General features: G+C 73.6%; 21 protein-coding genes and 1 pseudogene. 11 read left to right on the top strand and 11 right to left on the bottom strand.

What is annotated here, in order from left to right:
• Window positions 1–98 precede the first annotated feature (98 nt).
• Window positions 99–1,508, bottom strand: coding sequence for a type I glutamate--ammonia ligase (glnA, locus tag ABZ135_RS28830; RefSeq protein ID WP_356699590.1), 1,410 nt, complete (start codon window positions 1,506–1,508; stop codon window positions 99–101).
• A gap of 232 nt (window positions 1,509–1,740) precedes the next feature.
• On the opposite strand from glnA, the gene ABZ135_RS28825 reads away from it, so the two are divergent.
• Window positions 1,741–2,208: an RDD family protein gene (locus tag ABZ135_RS28825; protein WP_356699588.1), complete on the top strand. Its 468-nt coding sequence runs from the start codon at window positions 1,741–1,743 to the stop codon at window positions 2,206–2,208.
• A gap of 90 nt (window positions 2,209–2,298) precedes the next feature.
• Here ABZ135_RS28825 and ABZ135_RS28820 read toward each other — a convergent pair whose 3' ends face one another.
• The 4 genes from ABZ135_RS28820 to lipB all read right to left on the bottom strand — a co-directional run bounded on the left by ABZ135_RS28820 (window position 2,299) and on the right by lipB (window position 5,449).
• Window positions 2,299–3,009 carry a DUF4191 domain-containing protein gene (locus ABZ135_RS28820; protein ID WP_356699587.1) on the bottom strand — a complete coding sequence of 237 codons (711 nt, stop codon included), beginning with the start codon at window positions 3,007–3,009 and terminating at the stop codon, window positions 2,299–2,301.
• A gap of 10 nt (window positions 3,010–3,019) precedes the next feature.
• Window positions 3,020–3,229 carry a hypothetical protein gene (locus tag ABZ135_RS28815; RefSeq protein ID WP_356699586.1) on the bottom strand — a complete coding sequence of 70 codons (210 nt, stop codon included), beginning with the start codon at window positions 3,227–3,229 and terminating at the stop codon, window positions 3,020–3,022.
• Between the two features lie 342 nt (window positions 3,230–3,571).
• Window positions 3,572–4,525 carry a lipoyl synthase gene (gene lipA, locus ABZ135_RS28810; protein WP_356699584.1) on the bottom strand — a complete coding sequence of 318 codons (954 nt, stop codon included), beginning with the start codon at window positions 4,523–4,525 and terminating at the stop codon, window positions 3,572–3,574.
• 102 nt (window positions 4,526–4,627) lie between these two features.
• Entirely contained in the window at window positions 4,628–5,449 is an 822-nt protein-coding gene (gene lipB / locus ABZ135_RS28805) for a lipoyl(octanoyl) transferase LipB (RefSeq protein ID WP_356699582.1), read from the bottom strand.
• Between the two features lie 326 nt (window positions 5,450–5,775).
• On the opposite strand from lipB, the gene ABZ135_RS28800 reads away from it, so the two are divergent.
• Window positions 5,776–7,323 carry a regulator gene (locus ABZ135_RS28800; protein ID WP_356699580.1) on the top strand — a complete coding sequence of 516 codons (1,548 nt, stop codon included), beginning with the start codon at window positions 5,776–5,778 and terminating at the stop codon, window positions 7,321–7,323.
• Between the two features lie 10 nt (window positions 7,324–7,333).
• On the opposite strand, the gene ABZ135_RS28795 is transcribed toward ABZ135_RS28800, so the two are convergent.
• Complete coding sequence (locus tag ABZ135_RS28795; RefSeq protein WP_356699578.1) at window positions 7,334–8,704, bottom strand: NAD(P)/FAD-dependent oxidoreductase; 1,371 nt, start codon at window positions 8,702–8,704, stop codon at window positions 7,334–7,336.
• A 234-nt stretch (window positions 8,705–8,938) separates the two neighbouring features.
• The gene (locus ABZ135_RS28790) at window positions 8,939–9,880 is read right to left on the bottom strand and encodes a TIGR01777 family oxidoreductase (RefSeq protein ID WP_356699576.1); all 942 of its coding nucleotides are present in this window, start codon (window positions 9,878–9,880) and stop codon (window positions 8,939–8,941) included.
• Between the two features lie 46 nt (window positions 9,881–9,926).
• On the opposite strand from ABZ135_RS28790, the gene ABZ135_RS28785 reads away from it, so the two are divergent.
• Complete coding sequence (locus ABZ135_RS28785; RefSeq protein ID WP_356699574.1) at window positions 9,927–10,424, top strand: GNAT family N-acetyltransferase; 498 nt, start codon at window positions 9,927–9,929, stop codon at window positions 10,422–10,424.
• A gap of 345 nt (window positions 10,425–10,769) precedes the next feature.
• Here ABZ135_RS28785 and ABZ135_RS28780 read toward each other — a convergent pair whose 3' ends face one another.
• Genes ABZ135_RS28780 through ABZ135_RS28765 form a run of 4 tightly spaced genes read right to left on the bottom strand, consistent with a single transcriptional unit; the run spans window position 10,770 to window position 13,583 of the window.
• A complete protein-coding gene (locus tag ABZ135_RS28780; protein WP_356699573.1) occupies window positions 10,770–11,678 on the bottom strand; it encodes a slipin family protein in 909 nt (302 codons plus the stop codon).
• A gap of 39 nt (window positions 11,679–11,717) precedes the next feature.
• Window positions 11,718–12,602, bottom strand: coding sequence for an aminoglycoside phosphotransferase family protein (locus ABZ135_RS28775; RefSeq protein WP_356699572.1), 885 nt, complete (start codon window positions 12,600–12,602; stop codon window positions 11,718–11,720).
• A gap of 25 nt (window positions 12,603–12,627) precedes the next feature.
• On the bottom strand, window positions 12,628–13,044 hold the full coding sequence (locus ABZ135_RS28770) for a ferritin-like domain-containing protein (RefSeq protein ID WP_356699570.1): 417 nt from the start codon (window positions 13,042–13,044) through the stop codon (window positions 12,628–12,630).
• A complete protein-coding gene (locus ABZ135_RS28765) occupies window positions 13,041–13,583 on the bottom strand; it encodes a hypothetical protein (protein ID WP_356699569.1) in 543 nt (180 codons plus the stop codon). Before ABZ135_RS28765 ends, ABZ135_RS28770 begins: the two co-directional genes overlap by 4 nt.
• Before the next feature lie 160 nt (window positions 13,584–13,743).
• On the opposite strand from ABZ135_RS28765, the gene rimP reads away from it, so the two are divergent.
• The 8 genes and pseudogenes from rimP to ABZ135_RS28725 all read left to right on the top strand — a co-directional run.
• Window positions 13,744–14,250, top strand: a complete 507-nt coding sequence (gene rimP, locus ABZ135_RS28760; protein ID WP_356699567.1) for a ribosome maturation factor RimP — start codon at window positions 13,744–13,746, stop codon at window positions 14,248–14,250.
• 2 nt (window positions 14,251–14,252) lie between these two features.
• A complete protein-coding gene (gene nusA, locus ABZ135_RS28755) occupies window positions 14,253–15,257 on the top strand; it encodes a transcription termination factor NusA (protein WP_356699565.1) in 1,005 nt (334 codons plus the stop codon).
• 95 nt (window positions 15,258–15,352) lie between these two features.
• The gene (locus ABZ135_RS28750) at window positions 15,353–15,634 is read left to right on the top strand and encodes a YlxR family protein (protein ID WP_356699564.1); all 282 of its coding nucleotides are present in this window, start codon (window positions 15,353–15,355) and stop codon (window positions 15,632–15,634) included.
• A gap of 148 nt (window positions 15,635–15,782) precedes the next feature.
• Window positions 15,783–18,848 carry a translation initiation factor IF-2 gene (gene infB / locus ABZ135_RS28745; RefSeq protein ID WP_356699562.1) on the top strand — a complete coding sequence of 1,022 codons (3,066 nt, stop codon included), beginning with the start codon at window positions 15,783–15,785 and terminating at the stop codon, window positions 18,846–18,848.
• Between the two features lie 143 nt (window positions 18,849–18,991).
• Window positions 18,992–19,285: a DUF503 domain-containing protein gene (locus tag ABZ135_RS28740; protein ID WP_345485252.1), complete on the top strand. Its 294-nt coding sequence runs from the start codon at window positions 18,992–18,994 to the stop codon at window positions 19,283–19,285.
• A gap of 29 nt (window positions 19,286–19,314) precedes the next feature.
• Window positions 19,315–19,755 carry a 30S ribosome-binding factor RbfA gene (rbfA, locus tag ABZ135_RS28735; RefSeq protein WP_356699560.1) on the top strand — a complete coding sequence of 147 codons (441 nt, stop codon included), beginning with the start codon at window positions 19,315–19,317 and terminating at the stop codon, window positions 19,753–19,755.
• On the top strand, window positions 19,752–20,651 hold the full coding sequence (gene truB, locus ABZ135_RS28730) for a tRNA pseudouridine(55) synthase TruB (protein ID WP_356699559.1): 900 nt from the start codon (window positions 19,752–19,754) through the stop codon (window positions 20,649–20,651). Before rbfA ends, truB begins: the two co-directional genes overlap by 4 nt.
• A gap of 173 nt (window positions 20,652–20,824) precedes the next feature.
• Window positions 20,825–22,507, top strand: a pseudogene (locus ABZ135_RS28725) (serine protease); the annotation flags it as partial.
• Window positions 22,508–23,149: the final 642 nt, after the last annotated feature.

The raw sequence follows: 23,149 nt of genomic DNA, 5'->3' as shown, positions 1-23,149 counted from the left end.
AAGCCGAAACGGAAACGGCAACGGATACGGAAACGGCGAGGCCCGCCGCCCCGGAAGGGGCGACGGGCCTCGGCAGGTCCGCTCGGCGTGCCGCCGGCTTAGAGGTCGAAGTAGAGCTCGAACTCGTGCGGGTGCGGGCGAAGCTGGATCGGGGCGATCTCGTGGGTGCGCTTGTAGTCGATCCAGGTCTCGATCAGGTCGGAGGTGAAGACACCGCCGGCCTGGAGGTACTCGTTGTCCTCCTCGAGGGCCTTGAGGACGGCCTCGAGGTTGGTCGGGACCTGGGCGACGCCCGCGTGCTCCTCGGGGGCGAGCTCGTACAGGTCCTTGTCGATCGGCTCGGCCGGCTCGATCTTGTTCTTGATGCCGTCGAGGCCCGCGAGGAGGAGCGCCGAGAAGGCGAGGTACGGGTTCGAGGACGGGTCCGGCGCGCGGAACTCGACGCGCTTGGCCTTCGGGTTCGAGCCCGTGATCGGGATGCGCATCGCGGCGGAGCGGTTGCGCTGCGAGTAGACCAGGTTGACCGGGGCCTCGAAGCCGGGCACCAGACGGTGGTAGGAGTTCACCGTCGGGTTGGTGAAGGCCAGCAGCGACGGGGCGTGCTTCAGGATGCCGCCGATGTAGTAGCGGGCGGTGTCCGACAGACCCGCGTAGCCCTGCTCGTCGTAGAAGAGCGGCTCACCGCCGGTCCACAGGGACTGGTGGACGTGCATGCCCGAGCCGTTGTCGCCGAAGATCGGCTTCGGCATGAAGGTCGCGGTCTTGCCGTTGCGCCAGGCGACGTTCTTCACGATGTACTTGAAGAGCATCAGGTCGTCGGCCGCGGCGAGCAGCGTGTTGAACTTGTAGTTGATCTCCGCCTGGCCGGCGGTGCCGACCTCGTGGTGCTGGCGCTCGACCTTGAGGCCGACGTTCTCCAGCTCCAGGGAGATCTCCGCGCGCAGGTCGGCGAAGTGGTCGACCGGCGGGGCCGGGAAGTAGCCGCCCTTGTAGCGGACCTTGTAACCCCGGTTGTCCTCCTCCTTGCCGGTGTTCCAGGCGCCGGCCTCGGAGTCGATGTGGTAGAAGCCCTGGTTCGCCGAGGTCTCGAAGCGGACCGAGTCGAACACGTAGAACTCGGCCTCGGGGCCGAAGTACGCGGTGTCGGCGATGCCGGTGGAGGCCAGGTACGCCTCCGCCTTCTTCGCGATGTTGCGCGGGTCACGGCTGTACTGCTCGCCCGTGATCGGGTCGTGGATGAAGAAGTTGATGTTCAGCGTCTTGTCACGGCGGAACGGGTCCAGGCGGGCCGTCGACAGGTCGGCGCGCAGGGCCATGTCCGACTCGTGGATGGCCTGGAAGCCGCGGATCGACGAACCGTCGAAGGCCAGCTCCTCGGACGGGTCGAACGCCGTCGCCGGGATCGTGAAGTGCTGCATCACGCCCGGAAGGTCGCAGAAACGGACGTCGACCATCTTGACGTCATTGTCCTGAATGAACTTCTTGGCCTCGTCGGCGTTCTGGAACATCCAACTCCTCCTACTCCCGGCCCGGGGAGGGGCGGGGTTGCAGCTCGGTCGTGCGGCCAGTGCGGTGGCCCACGCTGGACCCGACCATAGGCAGACGGGATTTCTCAAGCATGACCCATTTGTTTCGTCGAAGTTAACCGGGGCGGGTGCGCCGCCGCACCCCGCGCCCTCGCGCCGCCCGCATGCCCACCCAGGCGGAAGTGATCGAAAACGGGCGCAGTACCGTGGTCGGGTGGACAACAGGCAAGCACTCGGATCATGGCTCTCCGGACCGCGCGCCGCGGCCGAGGAAGCCGGCGTCGACTTCGGTTACCGGGGGCAGCAGCTCGGTCTGCCCGAGGAGGGCCCCGGCTCGATCGCCCGCCCCGGCCGCCGCCTCGGCGCCCTCGCCGTCGACTGGGCCCTCTGCATGCTGATCGCATACGGCCTGATCACCGACGGCTACCGGCAGGCCACCGGCAACTGGGCCCTGCTCATCCTGCTGGTCCTGAGCGTGCTCACGGTCGGCACCATCGGCTCCACCCCCGGCAAGCGGCTCTTCGGCCTCCGGGTCGTCTCGGTGCACGGCGGCCGCCTCGGCCTGCTCCGTGTCGTCGTCCGCAGCGTCCTCGTCTGCCTCGCCATCCCCGCCCTCATCTGGGACCGCGACGGCCGCGGCCTGCACGACCGCTTCGCCGGCGCCGTCCAGGTCCGGATCTGAGGTCCGGGTCCGCATCCGAGCGTACGAAGAAGGGGGCGCCCCGGACCGATCCGGTCCGGGGCGCCCCCTTCTCCGTACGCTCGCGTACGGTCAGCGCATCTTTCCGCCGCGAGGCATCCGCATGCCCTTCGGCATCGGCCCCTTGGGCAGCGGCATGTTGCTCATCAGGTCGCCCATCGCCCGCAGCCGGTCGTTGGTCGCCGTCACCTGCGGACCGGCCAGCACCCGCGGCAGCTTCAGCATCTTGGTGCGGACCTTCTTCAGCGGCACCTGGCCGGCGTCCTCGTCGTTGCCGACGATGATGTCCGTCACCGGCACGTCCGGGACGATGCGGGCCATCTTCCGCTTCTCGGCCGCGAGCAGCGTCTTCAGCCGGTTCGGGTTGCCCTCGGCCACCAGCACGATGCCCTGGCGGCCGACCGCCCGGTGCACGACGTCCTGGTTGCGGTTCATCGCCACCGCCGGAGTCGTCGTCCAGCCGCGCCCGATGTTCTGCAGCACCGCCGCGGCGGCGCCCGGCTGGCCCTCCATCTGCCCGAAGGCCGCCTTCTCGGCACGCCGGCCGAAGACGATCGCCATCGCCAGGAAGGCCAGAACGAAACCGAGAATGCCCAGGTAGACCGGGTGATCGATGAGGAAGCCGATCGCGAGGAGGACACCGAGTACGACGATGCCCACGCCCGCGACGACGAGACCGACCTTCGGGTCGGCCTTCCGGGTCATCTTGTACGTGAGGGCGATCTGCTTCAGTCGCCCGGGGTTCGCGGCGTCAGCGCCGCCCGTGTTTGCCTTCCTCGCCATGTCCTGAAGTTTACGTGGCCCGGGAAGCCCGGCCCGCCACGGCCTCCAACACGTGCAGGGCCTCCGCCCGGTCCCTGGCGCGGCGCCGGTCCTCCAGGACCGAGGTCCAGGCGTTGCGCCGGGCGGTGCGCTGCCCACGGGCGAGCAGCAGGGACTCGACGGCCCTCAGGGCGCCGGTGACGGACGGGATCGCGGTGGCTCGGATGTGCGCGGCCTGCATGGGCGAGGGCCTCCGTGAGCGCTCGGTGGCGGTGAGTGAGAACAGCCTCACAGATTGGTGTTACCAGGACGTGACCCGATGGTCAAACACTGATGAAGCCCCTGACACGCCGATGCGGCCGTCCGGGCAGACGGCCGCATCACTTCGCGTACGGCATCACGTCGCGTACGGCACTACCTCGCGTACGGCACTACCTCGCGTACGGCACTACCTCGCGTACGGCGGTCAGACGGCCGGAGCCGTGCCCACCGCGCCCGCGCGCCGCTCCGACTGCTGGTCGCGCTCCGCCTCGCCACCGCTGCGGCCGGGTGCCCGCCCTCGTCCCTCGGGCGGACCCCCAACCTACGCTCCGGCTCGGCTGCGCCGCTCCATCGCCTGCTGGTAGAGGCGTCCCGCGCGGTACGACGAACGCACCAGCGGGCCCGACATCACGCCGGAGAAGCCGATCTGGTCGGCCTCGTCCTTCAGCTCCACGAACTCCTGTGGCTTCACCCAGCGCTCCACGGGGTGGTGCCGGACCGACGGGCGCAGGTACTGGGTGATGGTGATCAGCTCGCAGCCGGCGTCGTGCAGGTGCCGCAGGGCCTCGCTGACCTCCTCGCGGGTCTCGCCCATGCCGAGGATCAGGTTCGACTTCGTGACCAGACCGTAGTCCCGGGCCTTGGTGATGACCTCCAGGGACCGCTCGTAGCGGAAGCCCGGGCGGATCCGCTTGAAGATCCGCGGCACCGTCTCGACGTTGTGCGCGAAGACCTCGGGGCGGGAGGCGAAGACCTCCTCCAGGAGCTCCGGCACCGCGTTGAAGTCGGGGGCCAGCAGCTCGACCTTGGTGTGACCGGTCGGGCGCTCGGCGGTCTGCTGGTGGATCTGGCGCACGGTCTCCGCGTACAGCCAGGCGCCGCCGTCCTCCAGGTCGTCACGGGCCACGCCGGTGATGGTGGCGTAGTTCAGGTCCATCGTGACGACGGACTCGCCGACCCGGCGCGGCTCGTCACGGTCGAGGGCCTGCGGCTTGCCGGTGTCGATCTGGCAGAAGTCGCAGCGGCGGGTGCACTGGTCGCCACCGATGAGGAAGGTCGCCTCGCGGTCCTCCCAGCACTCGAAGATGTTGGGACAGCCCGCCTCCTGGCAGACCGTGTGCAGCCCCTCGCTCTTCACGAGCCCCTGCAGCTTGTTGTACTCGGGCCCCATCTTCGCCCGGGTCTTGATCCACTCGGGCTTGCGCTCGATGGGGGTCTGGCTGTTCCGGACCTCCAGGCGCAGCATCTTGCGTCCGTCGGGTGCGACTGCGGACACATCGGCTCCTGTAGCTTCGATTCTTCGGCGCACACCAGGGTACGCCCGTTGCTTCCCTGCCTTGCTACGTCTGGCCAACCCATGGCCAGGGCTCGGCATTCCTCAGGCGGTCGCCGTCTCCACAGGCCGCTCCGTCTCCCGCACGATCTCGCGCGGCTTCAGGTCCGCGTGCGCCATGACCTCGCGCAGGTGCTTCTCCACCACCGGGAGCACCTCGTCGATGGTGATGTCCCGGCCCAGCTCGTTCGCCAGGGAGGCCACCCCGGCGTCCCGGATGCCGCAGGGGATGATCCGGTCGAACCAGGTGTTGTCCGGGTTCACGTTGAGGGCGAAGCCGTGCATGGTGACGCCCTTGGCGACCCGGATGCCGATGGCCGCGAGCTTGCGGTCCTCACGGCGCTGCCCGGCGTTGGACGGGGCGTACTCCGGACCGTTCAGACGGGGGTCGAACTCGTCGTCGTTCAGCCGCGGGTCGAAGTCCAGGGAGAGGCCGCCGAGCGCGGGACGCTGCTCGATCGGGTCGCCCAGCACCCAGACGCCGCTGCGGCCCTCGATCCGGGTGGTCTCCAGGCCGAACTCCGCGGCGGTGCGGATCAGCGCCTCCTCCAGGCGGCGGACGTGGGCGACCACGTCGACCGGGCGGGGCAGCTTCATGATCGGGTAGCCCACGAGCTGGCCGGGGCCGTGCCAGGTGATCTTGCCGCCGCGGTCCACGTCCACCACGGGCGTCCCGTCCAGGGGGCGCTCACTGTCCTCGGTGCGCCGGCCCGCGGTGTAGACGGGAGGGTGTTCCAGAAGCAGACAGGTGTCCTCGACCTCGTCGGCGAACCGGGCGGCGTGCACCTCGCGCTGCTTGTCCCACGCCACCTGGTAGTCGACGGCGTCCGCGCCGAAGCCCAGACGGACGAATCGCAGCTCACTCACGGCCATGCCTCCTCCTGGGTGCCGGTGGCCGGGTTCCGGGGATCGTCCCGGGCGGGAGCCGGCTCGGCACCATGCGTCGTTCGCGCCCCTGCCACTGTACGGCGGCGCGCCGGAACGCCCTCGGGCAGGTGGGCGAGGTCACGCGGCCGCCGCCGGTCACCCCGCGGCGGCAACCCGCCCTCCCGTTCCTCACACGATCGGATGAATGTGGGGCGAAGGTGGTGGTCAGGGCGGTTCCTGCCGCTAAATTCACGCCGTTCCATGAGGGCCAGGAGGGACCGTACGGGCCGCCACCCGGGCCCGGAAGGCAGGAGACCGCATAGCTGATGACGGAACGACCCCCGCAGCGCATCCCGAACCGCCAGCTCGCCGCGCTCATCGCCGAAGCAGGTTTCTCCAACGCGGGTCTCGCCAGACGGGTGGACCAGCTCGGCCTGGAGCACGGGCTCGACCTGCGGTACGACAAGACCTCCGTGACCCGCTGGCTGCGCGGCCAGCAGCCGCGCGGCACCACCCCCGCCCTCATCGCCGAGGTCTTCACCCGCCGCCTCGGCCGCCGGCTCTCCGCACAGGACCTCGGGCTCGACGCCTGCGCCCCGGTCTACGCGGGCCTCGAGTTCGCGGCGACCCCCGAGGAGGCCGTCGACATCGTCAGCGGGCTCTGGCGCAAGGACTCCGGCAGCCACGCGGAACTGCGGAAGATCGCCTTCACCCCGGCCGGCCTCGTCGTCCCCAGCCGCGACTGGCTGATCGGCCGGGCCGACGAGCGGGTCGCGCGCGGGGAGCACGCCGGCGGACCGGTCGGCGCGTCCGCCGGCGGTACACACCCGGGCGCGGGCGCCGGTGGTACGCATCCGGGCGCGGGCGCGGCCTCCGGCGCCGGTGCGCGGAGCCAGGCCGCCGAGCCGCGCGTCCCCGCCCAGGGCCGGTTCTCCGTCCCCCGCCAGCGCGGCACCGACCGGGCCCCGGGACAGCGGGTCTCCAGCGGTGACATCGCGGCCCTGCGCTCCGTCGGCGAGCTCTTCCGCACCCTCGACCACGCCTACGGCGGCGGCCACGCCCGGCAGGCCCTCGTCCGCTACCTGGAGCACGAGGCCGAGCCCATGCTGCGCGGCACCTACGGGGAGAGCGTCGGGCGCCGGCTCTTCGCCGCGGCCGCCGACCTGACCCGGCTGGCCGGCTGGACCTCGTACGACATCGCCGCGCACGGCCTCGCCCAGCGGTACTTCGTCCAAGCGCTGCGGCTCGCCCAGGCGGCCGGGGACCGGGCCTACGGCTCGTACGTGCTCGTCACCATGAGCCACCAGGCCGTCTACCTCGGGCACGGCCGGGAGGCCGTCCAGCTCGCCCGGGTCGCCCAGCAGGGCGTCGGCTCCGCCGCCCCGCCCGTCGTGCAGGCCCTGCTGCACTCCGTCGAGGCGCGCGGGCACGCCGTGCTCGGCGACTCCCGCACCTGCGGGGCCGCGCTCGCCCGCGCCGAGCGGGCCCTGGAGGCAGCCCGGCCGGGCGACGAGGTGCCGTACTGGGCCACGTCCTTCGACGAGGCCCAGCTCGCCGACGAGCTCGGCCACTGCCACCGCGACCTCCAGCAGTACCGGGCCGCCGCCCAGCACGCCGAACGCGCCCTCCAGCTCCGCGCCCCCGGCTACGCCCGCAGCCGGCTCTTCTGCCGGGTCGTCCTCGCCTCGGCGCGGCTCGCGCTCGGCGAGATCGACCAGGCGTGCGCCCTGGGCGCCGAGGCCGCGCAGCAGGCCGCCGAGATGCGCTCGGCGCGGGCCGTCGAGTACGTCCGCGACTTCGAGCGCCGCCTGGAGCCCTACCGCGACGCTCCCGCCGTCCGCACCTACCGCGACCGGGTGGCCGCCCTCGGCTGAGCCCGCCCGCTCAGGCCGCCTTCTCCGCCTTCTCCGCGGTGGCGGCCGCCGTCTCCGGGGCCGGCAGGCCCAGGTCGGCCAGGAGCGCCGCGGCGGTGCGGCTGGCCGAGGAGAGGGCGCCGACGGGGGTGCCGGTGGCGCGGTGGTCCCCGCACACATAGAGACCGGACAGGACCCGCACCGGGCGCTCGGGGTCGAACGGCGGCCGCATCGCCGGGAAGGCGTGCGGGGTGTGGTGCAGGCCCACCAGCTCCCACTCGTCCGTGGAGACCCCGTACAGCGTCGCCAGGTGCTTGCGGACCCGCCGCTCGGTGTCGTCCGGCGGGGTGCCCAGGATCGTCGAGGTGATCAGGGTCCGGCCCGCCGGTGCCCGGCTCGGGTCGACCGCGCTCATCACCGCCGTGTGCGCCACCGGACCGCCCGGGTCCGACTCCACGAGCAGCACCGGATCGGCGGCCGGCGGGGCGGGCGCGGTGTGGTGCAGCACGGTCGCCGCGTGGTAGTCGGGGACCCGCAGGCCCGGCAGCAGCTCGGCCGCCGTCCGCCCGCCCGTCGCGAGGACCACCGACCGGCAGCCGAACACCCCGTGCTCCGCCGTCGTCACCCGGGAGATCGACGCCTCCGTGACCCGCACGCCGGTACGGACCGTGCCGGGCGGCAGCGCGGCCGCCAGCCGCTCCGGCAGCATCCCCGCCCCTCCCTCCGGCACCCCGAGCCGGCCCCGCGCGAAGGACCGCAGCGCGAGGTCCGCGCGCCGGCTGGAGGTCGTCAGATCGGGATCGCCGAGGAGGGCGGCCAGCAGCGGACGCAGCACCCCCTGCACGGTGCGGGCCGGCAGCCGGGCCGACAGCGCCTCGCGCGCGGCCCGCTCCGTGCGGGCCAGCAGACGCGGGGCCGGGGTCGTGGCGAGCCGCACCAGGGACGCCCCGAGGCGCGCCTGGTCGAGCGAGGCGGCCGGATTGCGGGGGGCACCGGCGAGGGCGCGCGCCACCCCGCGTGCGCCCCCCGTGCCCCGGGGGGCGGGGGGAGACCCCCACCCCGTGCCCCGTACGCCCCCGGCGCCCCGCGCGGCTCCCGCGCCGCCCCTCGGGGCGGCCCAGGGGGTGTGCGGTGCGCCCCACCGTCCGTACCGCCCGTCGCTGTGCACCAGAATCCCGGGGGCGAACGGGCGCAGGGCCACGCCCGCCACCTCCGGGACGGTGAACAGCGGTCCGAGGCGGTCGAGCCGGAAGCCGTCGACGGTGTCCGTCGTCATCCGGCCGCCGACCTGCGGCGCGGCCTCCAGGACCCTGACCGACAGACCGGCCGCGGTCAACTGATGAGCCGTCGCCAGCCCGGCGATCCCGGCTCCTACGACGACGACGTCCGCGTTGTCGAGCACGTGTCCCTCCCCAGGTCGGTCGCGCTGTGTGGGGCCTATGCCCCCAAGCAGCCCCCGGAATGCCCGAGTTCGCAAGAGACTAGGCAGTGCTCCGGCCCCGGGAAGCCGCGCGCGACGGGCGTGCGCGCAGCACGGGGGAGCACACGCGGCCCCGGCGCACGACCCCCGCCGGACGCCTCAGCCGGACGCCTCAGCCGGGCGCTTCGCCGGACGTTCCCTCGGGTTGACGCAGCGTCAGGGTGCGGCGGCCCGCACCGAGTCGTCGATCGTCGGGAAGGCGAAGTCGAAGCCGGTCTCCAACAGCCGCCCGGGCAGCACCCGCTGGCTCCCCAGCACGTCCTGCGCGAACTCGCCGAGCACGGCCCGCAGCGCGGGCGCGGGGACGTGGCAGAACGCCGGGCGCCGCAGCACGCGCCCCATCGCCGCCGTCACCTCCCGGTTGGTGACCGGCTCGGGCGCGGTCAGGTTCACCGGGCCGGACAGCGACGGCGTGTCGACCATGTGCCGCAGCGCGGCGACCTCGTCGTGGAGGGAGATGAAGCTCCAGTACTGGCGGCCGTCGCCCATCCGCCCGCCGAGCCCGGCCCGGAAGAGCGGGAAGAGCCGGCCCCAGGCCCCGCCCTCGCGGGCCACCACGAGGCCGGTACGGGCGTACGCCACGCGGATCCCGGCCGCCTCGGCGGGCGCCGCCGCGGCCTCCCACTCCACGCACACCGACGGCAGGAAACCCTCGCCCGCGGGCGCGCTCTCGTCCACGGCCCGGGTGCCGGTGTCGCCGTACCAGCCGAGAGCCGTCCCGCAGACCAGCACCTCGGGCGGGTCCGCGAGTGAGGCGAGGGCCTCGGCGATCGTCCGCGTACCGAGCACGCGGCTGTCGCGGATCTCCTTCTTGTACGCCTCGGTCCAGCGCCGCTCGCCGACGCCGGCGCCCGCGAGGTGGACCACCGCGTCCACGCCGACCAGACCGGCGGCGTCCACGTGGAGCCGGGCCGGGTCCCACTCCACCTCGTCGGCGGTCCGGGCGGGCCGCCGGACGAGCCGCAGCACCTCGTGGCCGTCGGCGCGCAGCGAGCGCACGAGGGCGGAGCCGATGAGGCCGGACGCCCCGGTGACGGCGACGCGGCGGCGCGCCCGGGGTGCGGCCTGAGGGGAGTCGTGTTGCGAGGAGGGCTGCATGGGCCCATCCTGCCCTTCGCCGTCCCGACGTGGCACAGTGGCCCGCATGATCGTGCCGGAGATTCGGATACGCGAGGCCAGGGCCGCCGACGAGCAGGCCCTGGCCGAACTCGACCGCACCACCTGGTCGCCCCTCCACGCGGTGATGCCCGCGCCGGAGCCGGGGCAGCCCTTCTACGACGAGCGGCACCGGCCCGGGCACTACCTGGTCGCCGAGCTCGGGGGAGCGGTCGTGGGCTACGTCCGGGTCGTCCCGCCGACGCCGCTGCCCTGCAACGCCCACGTCCGCCAGATCCAGGGCCTCGCCGTCGCGGACTCCGCCCGCGGCCGGGGTGTCGCCCGCGCCCTCCTGCGGGCCGCGGCGGCCCGCGCCCGCGCGGAGGGCGCCCTCCGCCTCACCCTCCGCGTCCTCGCCCACAACACCCCCGCCCGCACCCTCTACGAAACCGAGGGCTTCACCGTCGAGGGCGTCCTACCGGGCGAGTTCCTCCTGGCCGGAAAATACGTCGACGACATCCAGATGGGCCGCCCCCTGACGCCCTGACACCGCCCCTGTTTGCTGGATCCGCCCCGCTGGTGCGGTGCCCACCCTCGGCCCCGCCCGGGCTGCCGCTCCCGCCGGGCCGGCGCCCGCCCGGCACCTCCGCCACCTCCGTTGTGGGCATTCGTTCCGCTGGGGCGGAACGGGTGGGCACAACGGAACGGTGCCCTTTGCCGGGCCTAGGCTCCTGGTGCTTTGACCTCCACCACTGGTGCGCCGTGCTCGTGGTGCGGCCAGGTGCAGGTGCGGAAGGCGCCCGCATGGGCGCCGTCCCGTGTGCCCACCCGTCCCGCCCTGCGGGACGATTGCCCACACGGGCGCGGGGCGCGGGCCCGCACGGGGGCGGGGTCAGCCGCCGTTTTCGTGGGGGGTTGGTTCTACGGACGTGCCGGTCAGGTCCTCGATCGCGTCCTGCCCCGCCCCCCGCCCCGCCCGATACGCCTCGCTCCACGGCGGCACCGGCGGCGGCACGGCCGCCCCGTGATGCCCCGGAGGCACGGGCGCCGCGCGTTCCAGGAAGCGGAGCAGCTCCACCGGGATCGGCAGCACCAGCGTCGAGTTCTTCTCGGCGGCGACGGCCATGACCGTCTGCAGCAGCCGCAACTGCAACGCGGACGGCGCGTCCGCCATCTGATGCGCCGCCTCCGCCAGCTTCTTCGACGCCTGCAGCTCCGCGTCCGCGTTGATCAGCCGCGCCCGCCGCTCCCGGTCCGCCTCCGCCTGCCGGGCCATCGACCGCTTCATCGTCTCCGGCAGGGAGACGTCCTTGATCTCCACCCGGTCGATCTGCACGCCCCACCCGATCGCCGGCGAGTCCAGCATCAGCTCCAGGCCCTGGTTGAGCTTCTCCCGGTTGGACAGCAGGTCGTCGAGGTCGCTCTTGCCGATGATCGACCGCAGCGAGGTCTGCGCCATCTGCGAGACGGCGAACTTGTAGTCCTCCACCCGCACCAGCGCCTCGGCCGCGTCGACCACCTTGAAGTAGACGACCGCGTCCACCCGCACCGTCACGTTGTCCCGGGTGATGCCCTCCTGGGCCGGGACGGGCATCGTGACGATCTGCATGTTCACCTTGTGGAGCCGGTCCACGACGGGAACGATCATGGTGAACCCGGGCTTGCGGACCTCGCCGCGCAGCCGCCCGAAGCGGAACACCACCCCGCGCTCGTACTGCTTCACCACCCGCGCGGCAGCGCCCACGTACGCCGCGGTCGCCGCCCCCGCCCCCGCGGCCGCCATCAGGATTTCTTCGATCATCACGGCCCCCTCAGGAAGGGTTACAGCCAGGGTATTCCCCTACAGCCAGCCCGCGAACTCCAGCAACAGCTCCCCGTCCGCCCGCCGCCCCGCCGTCAGCGCCCGGGTCGCGGACTCGACGGCGCGGAACAGGGTCCAGCCGCGCAGCCGCTCCCGGTCCAGCTCCAGGGAGTCGGCGAGCTTGTTCACCCGCCGCCGGGCCGAGGACGCGCCGGCCGAGGAGGCCACCAGGTCCTCCACCCGGTCCCGTACCAGCCGCGCCAGGTCGTAGGCGCGCTCGCCGACCAGGGGCTCGGGGCCGACCGCGAGCCACGGGGCCCGGTCACCGGCCAGCACCTTGCCCTGCCGGAAGCAGCCGTGCAGCAGCAGGCTCTCCGCGGGCCCGGCGACCAGCTCGTCGCGGGCGGCGAGCGCGGCGGCCACCAGGGCGCCGGCCTCGGGGTCGGCCCGGTAGGGGTCCATGGCCGACGCCTGCCGGGCCGTCCGCTCGGCGACCGACTCGAAGCCGTGGCCGGCGGGCGGCTCCACCCACAGCCTCCGCACGGTCCCGGCGGCCTCCAGGAGCGCCTTCGCCTCCGGCAGGGAGCGCAGCGACACCTCGGGGTGCAGCCGCTCCAGGACCAGCGCGCCCTCCGCCGTCTCGTCGAGGAGCCGGACCGCGCCCCAGCCGTTCCAGTGCGCGAGCGCGTCCCGCTCCAGGTCCGGCCGGGTGAATCCGGGGGCGATCTTCACGACGGCGTCGGGGACTAGCACGACGAGGCTGCTGCGCCCGCCGGGGGCCATCACCCGCTCGGCGGGGAGACCGGCGTGGTCGAGCGTCTCCCGGGCGAGGTCCGGGAGCCTCCCGAGCCACTCGGCCGCGGCAGCGTCCCCGTACGTCTCGCCGAGGGCCCGCACCAGTCGCTGCGGCGGTTCGAAACCCATACGTGCGTTGTTCCTTCGGCTCGGCTCAGGCCCGTTCGGCGAGCCCAGGAAAGGTTACGTCGCTGCCGCGCCAGCGGACCGCCCGCACCGCCGCCTCGCGCAGCGCGGCCGCCGCGTCCCGCCGCAGCGGCCCGTCGGCGGAGCGCACCAGGTCGGAGTAGACGCCGGCGATCCGCTCCTCCAGGACGGCCGCGAGGCGGACGGCGGCGGCGCCGTCGGGCACCGGGAAGGGCAGGGCGTAGCCGGCGGCCGCGGCGACCGGCACGGCGCCCAGGTCCCGTACGGTGCGGCGCAGCGCGTCGCGCCGGGCGCGGTGGGCCTCGTAGGCGGCGGTGGCCTCGGGGCGCCGGGCGTCGCCGACGCGGGCGCCGACGACCCCGTAGCCGTACACGGCGGCGTGCTCGGCGGCGAGTGCGGCCTGGGCCGCGTCGAGCGCGGTCATCCCCGGCCCCCTTCGGTCGGAGCCGTCAGCAGATAGGCGTGGGCCGCGCCGGAGGCGGCGACGGAGGCGAGCAGCCGGGCGTACTCGGGCGGCGCGGTCAGGAGGGCGGCGGTGTGGCTGTCGGCGGTCGCCCGTACGGCGGTGGTGAGCATCTTCAGCGCCGCGTCCGGATCGGCGGGTACGCGGATGAAGGCGAGCGAGGGGGAGGGCGACGGGGATCCGGAGGGGGAGCCGGTCGCGGCGGAGCCGGGCGCCTGGGGCGCCCCGCCCTCGCCCAGCGCCTTCACATGGGCCGCGACCGAGGCCCGCAGCGGCGCGAGCCGGGCCGCGAGCGCCGGGTGCCCGGAGATCACGGCGTCGTACCGCAGCAGCAGGTCGCGGCTGGTGTTCGCGGAGCGGGTGCGCAGGGCCGCCTCCGCGCGTGCCGCCCGTTCGGCCGCGTCGGGTTTCCTCGGGGTGTCGTTCCCGCCGGACGTACAGCCCGCGAGGGTCGCCGCCGCGCCCGCCGCGAGGAGCGCGCGCCTGCCCACTGTCGTCACGCCTACTCCCTCGCGTGTTCGAATATCTTCGAAGATCACCGCAGGCGAGCGTACCCGCGGCCCCCGGCCCGGTGGACGGCAACACCCTCCTGGACCGGATACCCTTTGATCTGACACGCGACGAACCCACAACAGCACACGCGGCCGAGGAGTCACCCGGATGAGCACCACCCAGAGCGAACGGCTGCGCGGTCTTCTGGAGCCGCTCGTTCACGCGAAGGACCTCGACCTCGAAGAGATCGAGGTGTCCCGGGCCGGCCGCCGCGGACTGCTGAGGGTCATCGTCGATTCGGACGAGGGTGTCGAGCTGGACGCCTGCGCCGAGCTGAGCCGCGTCATCTCCGAGAAGCTCGACGAGACGGACGCGATGGGCGAGGGCGAGTACGTCCTCGAAGTCAGCTCGCCGGGCGCCGACCGCCCTCTCACCCAGCACCGTCACTACGTGCGCGCCACCGGCCGTCTGGTGAAGCTGCTGCTGACGCCCGAGGCCGGCGGCGGCGAGGTCGTCACCCGCATCCTGGCCGTGGACGAGGACGGTCTGGACACCGAGGTGCCGGGCGTGAAGGGCCGCAAGGCCACCGCCCGCCGGGTGGAGTTCACGGAGATCGCCAAGGCGCGTGTCGAGATCGAGTTCAACCGCAAGGACAAGAAGGAAGAGGAGGCGTAGCCGTGGACATCGACGTGAAGCTCCTGAAGGGCTTGGCACAGGAGAAGGAAATCTCCTTCGAGATGCTGGTCGAGGCGATCGAGTCGGCCCTCCTCATCGCGTACCACCGCACCCCGGACGCCCGCCGCCACGCGCGCGTGGAGCTGAACAAGAGCACCGGTCACGTGACGGTGTGGGCGAAGGAAGACCCCGCCGAGCTGGAGGAGGGGCAGCAGCCGAAGGAGTTCGACGACACGCCGTCGGACTTCGGCCGGATCGCGGCGAGCACCGCCCGCCAGGTCATCCAGCAGCGCCTGCGGGACGCCGAGAACGACGTCACCTTCGGCGAGTACGCCCGCCGCGAGGGCGACATCGTGGCCGGCCAGGTGCAGCAGGGCAAGGACCCGAAGAACGTCCTCGTCAAGCTGGACGACAAGCTGGAGGCCATCCTGCCGGTGCAGGAGCAGGTGCCGGGCGAGGAGTACACGCACGGTCTGCGGCTGCGGACGTACGTCGTGCGGGTGGCGAAGGGTGTGCGCGGTCCGTCCGTCACCCTGTCGCGCACGCACCCCAATCTGGTGAAGAAGCTCTTCGCGCTCGAGGTGCCGGAGATCGCCGACGGTTCCGTCGAGATCGCCGCCATCGCGCGTGAGGCCGGTCACCGCACGAAGATCGCCGTCCGTTCCACCCGTTCGGGCCTGAACGCCAAGGGCGCCTGCATCGGCCCCATGGGCAGCCGGGTGCGCAATGTGATGGCGGAGCTGCTCGGCGAGAAGATCGACATCGTCGACTGGTCGGACGACCCGGCCGAGATGGTGGCGAACGCCCTGTCCCCGGCGCGGGTCTCCAAGGTCGAGATCGTCGACCTGGCCGCCCGTTCGGCCCGGGTGACGGTGCCCGACTACCAGTTGTCCCTGGCCATCGGCAAGGAGGGGCAGAACGCCCGTCTGGCCGCACGGCTCACCGGATGGCGGATCGACATCCGCCCGGACACCGAGCCGGGCGGGCCGTCGGACCAGGAGGGCTGAGCGGCGCCGCCGCACGGCGAAGACCTTTTTTGGCCAACGACTGTTCGATTTTTGCCCCGAACGGGTGAGGTCGCTACGGGGAGGTAGACTTAATAGTGTCTGGCCGGACGCATGCCCGCGCGTGCCCTGAGCGAACCTGTGTGGGATGCCGGGAGCGAGCGGCCAAGAGCGACCTGCTGCGGATCGTGATGAATAAGGGCGAGTGCGTCCCCGATCATCGCGGTACGCTGCCCGGCCGGGGTGCGTACGTGCACCCCGCCTTGCACTGTCTCGACCTGGCGGTCCGTCGCCGGGCGTTCCCGAGGGCCTTCAGGGCCCAGGGCCCGCTCGACACGGCGACGCTGCGCCACCACGTCGAGCAGGCGGCACCGCAGTGAACAAGAAGTACGGCACGGAACCCCGTGCGGTCAGGTACCTCGCGAGTTGGAAGTAGGTCGAGATTGCGATGAGCACTCGATGAGTACGCGATGAGTACGCCCATGAAGTAGCGACGGTCCGGCGGTAACCGGACCTCAAAGGAGCGAAGTGGCTAAGGTCCGGGTATACGAACTCGCCAAGGAGTTCGGAGTGGAGAGCAAGGTCGTCATGGCCAAGCTCCAAGAACTCGGTGAGTTCGTCCGTTCGGCGTCCTCGACGATCGAGGCGCCGGTCGTGCGCAAGTTGACTGACGCGCTGCAGGGTCCCGGCGGCAACGCCGGCAAGACCGCGGCGAAGCCCGGCGCCCCCCGCAAGGCGGCGCCTTCCCCCAAGCCGGCCCCCGCGCCCTCCCCGGCGCAGGCCGCACGTCCGGCTGCCCCGAAGCCTGGAGCGCCCACCCCGGCGCCCAAGCCCGCGGCCGCCGAGAAGCCCGCGGCGGCCCCCGCCGCCCCGGGTCCCCGTCCCACCCCGGGTCCGAAGCCCGCGGCCGCGCCCAAGCCGGCGCCCGCCGCCCCGGCTCCGACCACCCCGGAGTTCACCGCGCCTCCGTCGGCCCCGGCCGCCGGTCCGCGCCCCGGCGGCGCGGCCCCCGGTCCGCGTCCGACCGGTGCCCGCCCGGGCCAGCAGGCCCCGCGCCCCGGTCAGCAGTCCCCGCGTCCCGGCGGCCAGCAGGCCCCGCGTCCGGGTGCCCGTCCGGCCGGTCCCCGTCCGGGCAACAACCCCTTCACCTCCGGCGGCTCCACCGGCATGGCGCGTCCCCAGACGCCCCGTCCGGGTGGCGGCGCGCCGCGTCCCGGCGGCCCCGGTGCCGTTCCGGGCGCGCCGCGTCCGCAGGGCCCCGGTGCCGTGCCCGGCGCCCCGCGTCCGCAGGGCCAGGGTGCGCGTCCGACCCCGGGCGGCATGCCCCGCCCGCAGGCTCCCCGTCCGGGCGGCGCGCCCGGCGGTAACCGTCCGAACCCGGGCATGATGCCGCAGCGTCCCGCGGCCGGCCCGCGTCCGGGCCCCGGCGGCCGTGGCCCGGGTGGCCCCGGCGGTCGTCCCGGCGGTCCCGGTGGCGGCGGCGGTCGTCCCGGCTTCGCCGGTCGTCCGGCCGGTCCCGGCGGCGGTGGCGGCGGCTTCGCCGGCCGTCCCGGTGGTCCCGGTGGCGGCGGCGGTCGCCCGGGTGGTCCCGGCGGCGGTGGCGGCGGCTTCGGCGGTCGTCCCGGCGGCTTCGGCGGCCGTCCCGGCGGCCCCGGTGGCCGTGGTGGCACGCAGGGCGCCTTCGGTCGTCCCGGCGGTCCCGCGCGTCGCGGTCGCAAGTCGAAGCGGCAGAGGCGCCAGGAGTACGAGGCCATGCAGGCCCCGTCCGTGGGCGGCGTGATGCTGCCTCGCGGCAACGGCGAGACCATTCGCCTGTCGCGCGGTGCGTCCCTCACCGACTTCGCGGAGAAGATCAACGCCAACCCGGCGTCGCTCGTCGCGGTCATGATGAACCTCGGCGAGATGGTCACGGCCACGCAGTCCGTCTCCGACGAGACGCTGCAGCTCCTCGGCGACGAGATGAACTACACCGTTCAGATCGTCTCGCCGGAGGAGGAGGACCGTGAGCTGCTCGAGTCCTTCGACATCGAGTTCGGCGAGGACGAGGGCGGCGAGGAAGAGCTCGTCTCCCGTCCGCCGGTCGTGACCGTCATGGGTCACGTCGACCACGGTAAGACCCGACTCCTCGACGCCATCCGCAAGACCAACGTGGTCGCGGGCGAGGCCGGTGGCATCACCCAGCACATCGGTGCCTACCAGGTCGCCACCCGCGTCAACGACGAGGACCGGGCCATCACCTTCATCGACACCCCGGGTCACGAGGCGTTCACCGCCATGCGTGCCCGTGGTGCGAAGTCGACCGACATCGCGATCCTCGTGGTGGCGGCCAACGACGGTGTGATGCCCCAGACGATCGAGGCGCTGAACCACGCCAAGGCGGCCGAGGTGCCGATCGTGGTCGCGGTCAACAAGATCGACGTCGAGGGCGCGGACCCGACCAAGGTGCGCGGTCAGCTCACCGAGTTCGGTCTGGTCGCGGAGGAGTACGGCGGCGACACGATGTTCGTCGACATCTCCGCCAAGCAGGGCCTGAACATCGACAAGCTGCTCGAGGCCGTCGTCCTCACCGCCGACGCCGCCCTGGACCTCCGGGCCAACCCGAACCAGGACGCGCAGGGCATCGCGATCGAGTCCCACCTCGACCGCGGCCGCGGTGCGGTCTCGACCGTCCTCGTCCAGCGCGGAACGCTGCGCATCGGCGACACGATGGTCGTCGGCGACGCGTACGGCCGTGTCCGGGCCATGCTCGACGACAAGGGCAACAACGTCGAGGAGGCGACCCCGTCGACTCCGGTCCTGGTCCTGGGTCTCACCAACGTCCCGGGCGCCGGCGACAACTTCCTCGTCGTCGACGAGGACCGCACGGCCCGCCAGATCGCCGAGAAGCGCGCCGCGCGGGAGCGCAACGCCGCCTTCGCCAAGCGCGTCCGCCGGGTGTCCCTCGAGGACCTCGACAAGGTGCTCAAGGCCGGTCAGATCCAGGAACTCAACCTCATCATCAAGGGCGACGCGTCCGGTGCGGTCGAGGCCCTGGAGTCCTCCCTGCTCCAGCTCGACGTCGGCGAAGAGGTCGACATCCGTGTCCTGCACCGCGGTGTGGGTGCGGTCACCGAGTCGGACATCGACCTGGCCATGGGCTCCGACGCCATCGTCATCGGCTACAACGTCCGTGCGGCCGGCCGTGCCGCGCAGATGGCGGAGCGCGAGGGCGTCGACGTCCGGTACTACTCGGTCATCTACCAGGCGATCGAGGAGATCGAGGCGGCGCTCAAGGGCCTCCTCAAGCCGGAGTACGAAGAGGTCGAGCTCGGTACGGCGGAGATCCGCGAGGTCTTCCGCTCGTCCAAGCTGGGCAACATCGCCGGTGTCCTCATCCGCTCGGGCGAGGTCAAGCGCAACACCAAGGCGCGCCTCATCCGCGACGGCAAGGTCGTGGCCGAGAACCTCAACATCGAGGGTCTGCGCCGCTTCAAGGACGACGTCACCGAGATCCGCGAGGGCTTCGAGGGTGGTATCAACCTCGGAAACTTCAACGACATCAAGGTCGACGACGTCATCGCGACGTACGAGATGCGCGAGAAGCCGCGCGCGTAACGCACAGCGCTGAGACCGGGGCCGGTCGGCGGGAAGTATTTCCGTCGATCGGCCCCGGCCGTTGCGTGTACGGTTTTGATGTTCCTGTCGGGCCGTCGCCCGGCAGGCCGTCGAACCCGAACCGGCGGGACATCCGGCACCGCATGTACGTGGGGACCCTGTCCTTCGATCTGCTCCTCGGCGACGTCCATTCGTTGAAGGAGAAACGCTCCGTCGTCCGGCCCATCGTCGCCGAGCTCCAGCGCAAGTTCTCCGTGAGCGCGGCCGAGGTGGGCGACCAGGACCTCCACCGCAGGGCCCGTGTGGGGGTCGCGCTGGTCGCGGGGGACGCGGGGTTCGTGTCGGACGTGCTCGACCGCTGTGAGCGGCTGGTCGCGGCCCGTCCCGAGGTGGAACTGCTGTCGGTGCGACGCAGGCTCCACACTGATGAAGACTGAATGTGCAAGGCAAAGAAGGAGAAGGACCAGTGGCCGACAACGCGCGGGCGAAGAAACTGGCGGACCTCATCCGGGAGGTGGTCGCCGAGAAGCTGCAGCGCGGCATCAAGGACCCGCGCCTGGGTACGCACGTGACCATCACGGACACCCGCGTCACCGGTGACCTGCGGGAGGCCACGGTCTTCTACACGGTCTACGGCGACGAGGAGGAGCGGGCCAGCGCCGCCGCCGGCCTGGAGAGCGCCAAGGGCATCCTGCGCTCGGCCGTCGGCCGGGCCGCGGGCACCAAGTTCACCCCGACGCTCACCTTCGTGGCCGACGCCCTCCCGGAGACCGCCCGGAACCTGGAGGACCTCCTCGACCGGGTGCGGGCCTCCGACGCCAAGGTGCGCGAGGCGTCCTCGGGCGCCACGTTCGCCGGCGAACCCGACCCGTACAAGAAGCCCGGCGAGGACGAAGCCGCCGAATGAGCAAGGCAACCACCACGCCCGACGGGCTTGTCATCGTCGACAAGCCGTCGGGCTTCACTTCGCACGACGTCGTGGCCAAGATGCGCGGGATCGCCAGGACCCGCCGGGTCGGCCACGCCGGCACGCTCGACCCCATGGCCACCGGCGTCCTCGTCCTCGGCGTGGAGCGGGCGACCAAGCTGCTCGGTCACCTCGCGCTGACCGAGAAGGAGTACCTGGGCACGATCCGCCTCGGGCAGACCACCGTCACCGACGACGCCGAGGGCGAGATCACGGCGTCGGTCGACGCGTCGAAGGTCACCCGCGAGCAGATCGACGCGGGCGTGGCCGAGCTCACCGGCGACATCATGCAGGTCCCGTCGAAGGTCTCCGCCATCAAGATCGACGGCAAGCGGTCCTACGCCCGCGTGCGCGGCGGCGAGGAGTTCGAGATCCCGGCCCGGCCGGTCACCGTCTCCTCCTTCCGGGTGTACGACGTGCGGGAGGCCACCGCGGAGGACGGCACCCCGGTCGTCGACCTGGTCGTCTCCGTCGTCTGCTCCTCCGGCACCTACATCCGGGCGCTCGCCCGGGACCTCGGCGCCGGACTCGGCGTGGGCGGCCATCTGACCGCGCTGCGCCGCACCCGGGTCGGCCCGTACAAGCTGGACGCGGCCCGCACCCTGGACCAGCTCCAGGAGGAGCTGACGGTCATGCCGGTCGCCGACGCGGCCGCGGCGGCGTTCCCGCGCTGGGACGTCGACGAGAAGCGGGCGCGCCTGCTGCTGAACGGCGTCCGCCTGGAGATGCCGGAGTATCCGCCGGGCCCGGTCGCGGTCTTCGGCCCGGACGGGCGGCTGCTCGCCCTGGTCGAGGCGCAGCGCGGCAAGGCGAAGAGCCTGGCCGTCTTCGGCTGAGCCGGAGCGCGGCCCTCGGGCTCGCGTGGGCGGGGCACCTGTGGGTGCCCCGCCCCTCGCTTCCCCTCCCTTCACCCCTTCGGGGAAGCGCTCGAAGTGAACGGGGGGAGCGCGAGGGGGCGCGTTCGGCCGGCCCACTGCCCCGGTGATCACCGGCCGCCTACCGTCGGAGCATGGGGAGCGGGGACCGGGCGACGCTGGTACGGATCGAGGATCCGTCCGGCCGCGCCGTGGGCACCGGATTCCTCGTCGACCACCACGGCACCGTCCTCACCGGCCACGAGGTCGTCGCCGCCGCCGGCCCCGACGGCCTGCTGCTGCGGACCCCCGGCGGCCGCGCCGTCCGCGCCGAGCCCGCCGACATCACCCCGCTGCCCGACAGCGGCCTCGCGCTCGTCCGCACCGGGGGCCTGGACGCCCGCCCCCTGCCGCTCTCCACCCGGCAGGCCCTCGAACCCGGTACGTACGTGCGGATCGCCGCCCACGGCTGGCGCGAGGCCCGCGTGCTCGGCCCCACCGCCGGCCCCGCGCTCGAACTCGCCATCGGCACCGAGGGCGCCGAGGCCCTGCACGACGGCGGCCCCGCCGGCGGGCCCGTCCTCGACCCCGTCACCGGCGCCGTCCTCGCCGTCCTCGGCACCGCCCGGCACGGCGACCGGCGCGCCGCCGGCCACGCCCTGCCCCTCCCGACCGACGGACCGCTCGCCCCGTTCCTGCGCCGCAACGCCGCCACCGTCCCCTGCTACGGCCACGACCTCAACCCGGCCGGCGTCCTGGAGCTCACCGCGACGACGACCGGCGCCTGCGAGGACCTGCCCGCCGCCCGCGTCCACGACGACGGGACCGCGACCGTCCTCGCGATCGTCGGCGCCCCCGGCACCGGCCGCACCACCGCCCTCGCCTGCCTGGCCCGGGCCCGCGCCCACGCGCCGGAGCCCGCCCCCACCGTCTGGCTGCGCGGCGCCGACCTGCACGCCGAGGACCGCTCCGTCGCGGACGCCGTCGGCCGCGCCCTGCGGCGGGCCGGGCGCGTCGCCGCCGCCTCCGGCACACCCGGCGACCCCGCCTCCGTCACGCCCGAGCAGGCCGCCGCCCACGGCCCCCTCGTCGTCGTCCTCGACGGCCCCGAGGAGATGCCGCCGCAGCTCGCCCACCGCCTCGCCGCCTGGACCGGCGCCACCGAGCGGTGGCTCGCCGAGCACGGCGCCCGGCTCTTCGTCGCCTGCCGGCCCGAGCACTGGGAGGAGGCGTGCGGGCTGTACGAGACGGAGCCGGCGACCGTCGTCCTGGGCGACCTCACCGAGGCGGAGGCGGCCGAAGCCCGGCGGCGCCACGGCGTCCCCGACGACGGCATCGCCGAGGAGGACGCCCGCCACCCGCTCGCGCTGCGGCTGCTCGGCGAGGTCAGGGCGGCCGCGCGGGGCGAGCTGCCCGGGCGGCCCGACCGGCACGAGATCTTCCAGGCCCACCTGGACCTGATGTGCCTGCGCGTCGCCGTCCGCATCGCCGCCGCGGGCCGCCCCGTCCTGCGCGGCACCGCCGTGCGCCGCCTCGCCGCGAAGGTCAGCGGCCGGGTCCACGAGGCCGCCCGCCGCTGCCTCGGCCCCGGCCAGGGCGAACTGGACCGGGCGTCCTTCGAGGAACTCTTCCCCTGGCGCACCGGCTGGGCCTCCGCCGTCCTCACCGAGTCCCTCCTCGTCCCGGCGGGCAGCGGCTACCGCTTCGCCCACGAGGAGCTCGCCGACTGGCTCCAGGGCGCCCACCTCGACATCGACCGCGCCCTCGACACCCTGATCCACCACCCCGCCCCCCTCCCCGTCCCCCACCACCGCATCGGCCCCGTCCTCCAGTCCCTCCACCACCTCCACCACGACCACGGCCCCACGGGCCTCACCCCGCGCCTGACGTACCTGATCGACGCCCTCCCCTCCGCCCCGGCCGCCCCCGACGACACCCCTCCCGCCCGGGGCCGCCACCGGGCGGCCGCCGCGACCGGGCCGGCCCCGGGAGGGGTCACCGTCGCGGCACCCGCGGCCACGACGGCCGCGCAGGCGGCGTGGGCCGCCGATGCCGCAGAGGCCGTCCGGCCTCCGGCCGGCCCCGCCGGGCTGCCGCCAGGCGTCGAGCGCGGAGCCCCCGACCCGTCCCGGGCCGCGCTCGGATGGGCGGGGTCGTCGGTGGGGCGTGGCGGCGGCCTTCCCAGTGGGGCGCCGCTGCCCGCGCCGCGCGCCGGAGGACCCGCAGGGCCCGGGGCGGCCGCCGCTTCCCGTGCCGGTGGTCGGCTCGGGCGGCGTGGGGAAGGGGGCTGGTGGGCCGCACGGTTGCTCGGTGGGGTGCTCGGGGAGGTGCGGGATGCGCGGCCGTATCTGCCCGTGCTGCGGCGGCTCGCCGACCGGGTCGGGGAGGGCGCGGTCGGCGGGTTCGGGGCGGAGTTCTGGGGGCGGCTGCGGGTCGGCGAGGGGGAGGGGCTCGATCTGCTGCGGCGGCTCGTGGTCGCC

This window comes from Streptomyces sp. NPDC006339 (genome assembly GCF_040612775.1).
In the GTDB taxonomy this organism is placed as follows: Bacteria; Actinomycetota; Actinomycetes; order Streptomycetales; family Streptomycetaceae; genus Streptomyces.
This window is presented reverse-complemented; position numbering and strand designations above follow the sequence as displayed.

Bases quoted from the DNA above. Each gene is read 5' to 3' on its own strand.
- glnA (WP_356699590.1), bottom strand. From the start codon at position 1,508: ATGTTCCAGAACGCCGACGAGGCCAAGAAGTTCATTCAGGACAATGAC.
- ABZ135_RS28820 (WP_356699587.1), bottom strand. From the start codon at position 3,009: ATGGCGAGGAAGGCAAACACGGGCGGCGCTGACGCCGCGAACCCCGGG.
- ABZ135_RS28815 (WP_356699586.1), bottom strand. From the start codon at position 3,229: ATGCAGGCCGCGCACATCCGAGCCACCGCGATCCCGTCCGTCACCGGC.
- ABZ135_RS28800 (WP_356699580.1), top strand. From the start codon at position 5,776: ATGACGGAACGACCCCCGCAGCGCATCCCGAACCGCCAGCTCGCCGCG.
- ABZ135_RS28790 (WP_356699576.1), bottom strand. From the start codon at position 9,880: ATGCAGCCCTCCTCGCAACACGACTCCCCTCAGGCCGCACCCCGGGCG.
- ABZ135_RS28785 (WP_356699574.1), top strand. From the start codon at position 9,927: ATGATCGTGCCGGAGATTCGGATACGCGAGGCCAGGGCCGCCGACGAG.
- ABZ135_RS28780 (WP_356699573.1), bottom strand. From the start codon at position 11,678: ATGATCGAAGAAATCCTGATGGCGGCCGCGGGGGCGGGGGCGGCGACC.
- ABZ135_RS28775 (WP_356699572.1), bottom strand. From the start codon at position 12,602: ATGGGTTTCGAACCGCCGCAGCGACTGGTGCGGGCCCTCGGCGAGACG.
- ABZ135_RS28770 (WP_356699570.1), bottom strand. From the start codon at position 13,044: ATGACCGCGCTCGACGCGGCCCAGGCCGCACTCGCCGCCGAGCACGCC.
- rimP (WP_356699567.1), top strand. From the start codon at position 13,744: ATGAGCACCACCCAGAGCGAACGGCTGCGCGGTCTTCTGGAGCCGCTC.
- ABZ135_RS28740 (WP_345485252.1), top strand. From the start codon at position 18,992: ATGTACGTGGGGACCCTGTCCTTCGATCTGCTCCTCGGCGACGTCCAT.
- truB (WP_356699559.1), top strand. From the start codon at position 19,752: ATGAGCAAGGCAACCACCACGCCCGACGGGCTTGTCATCGTCGACAAG.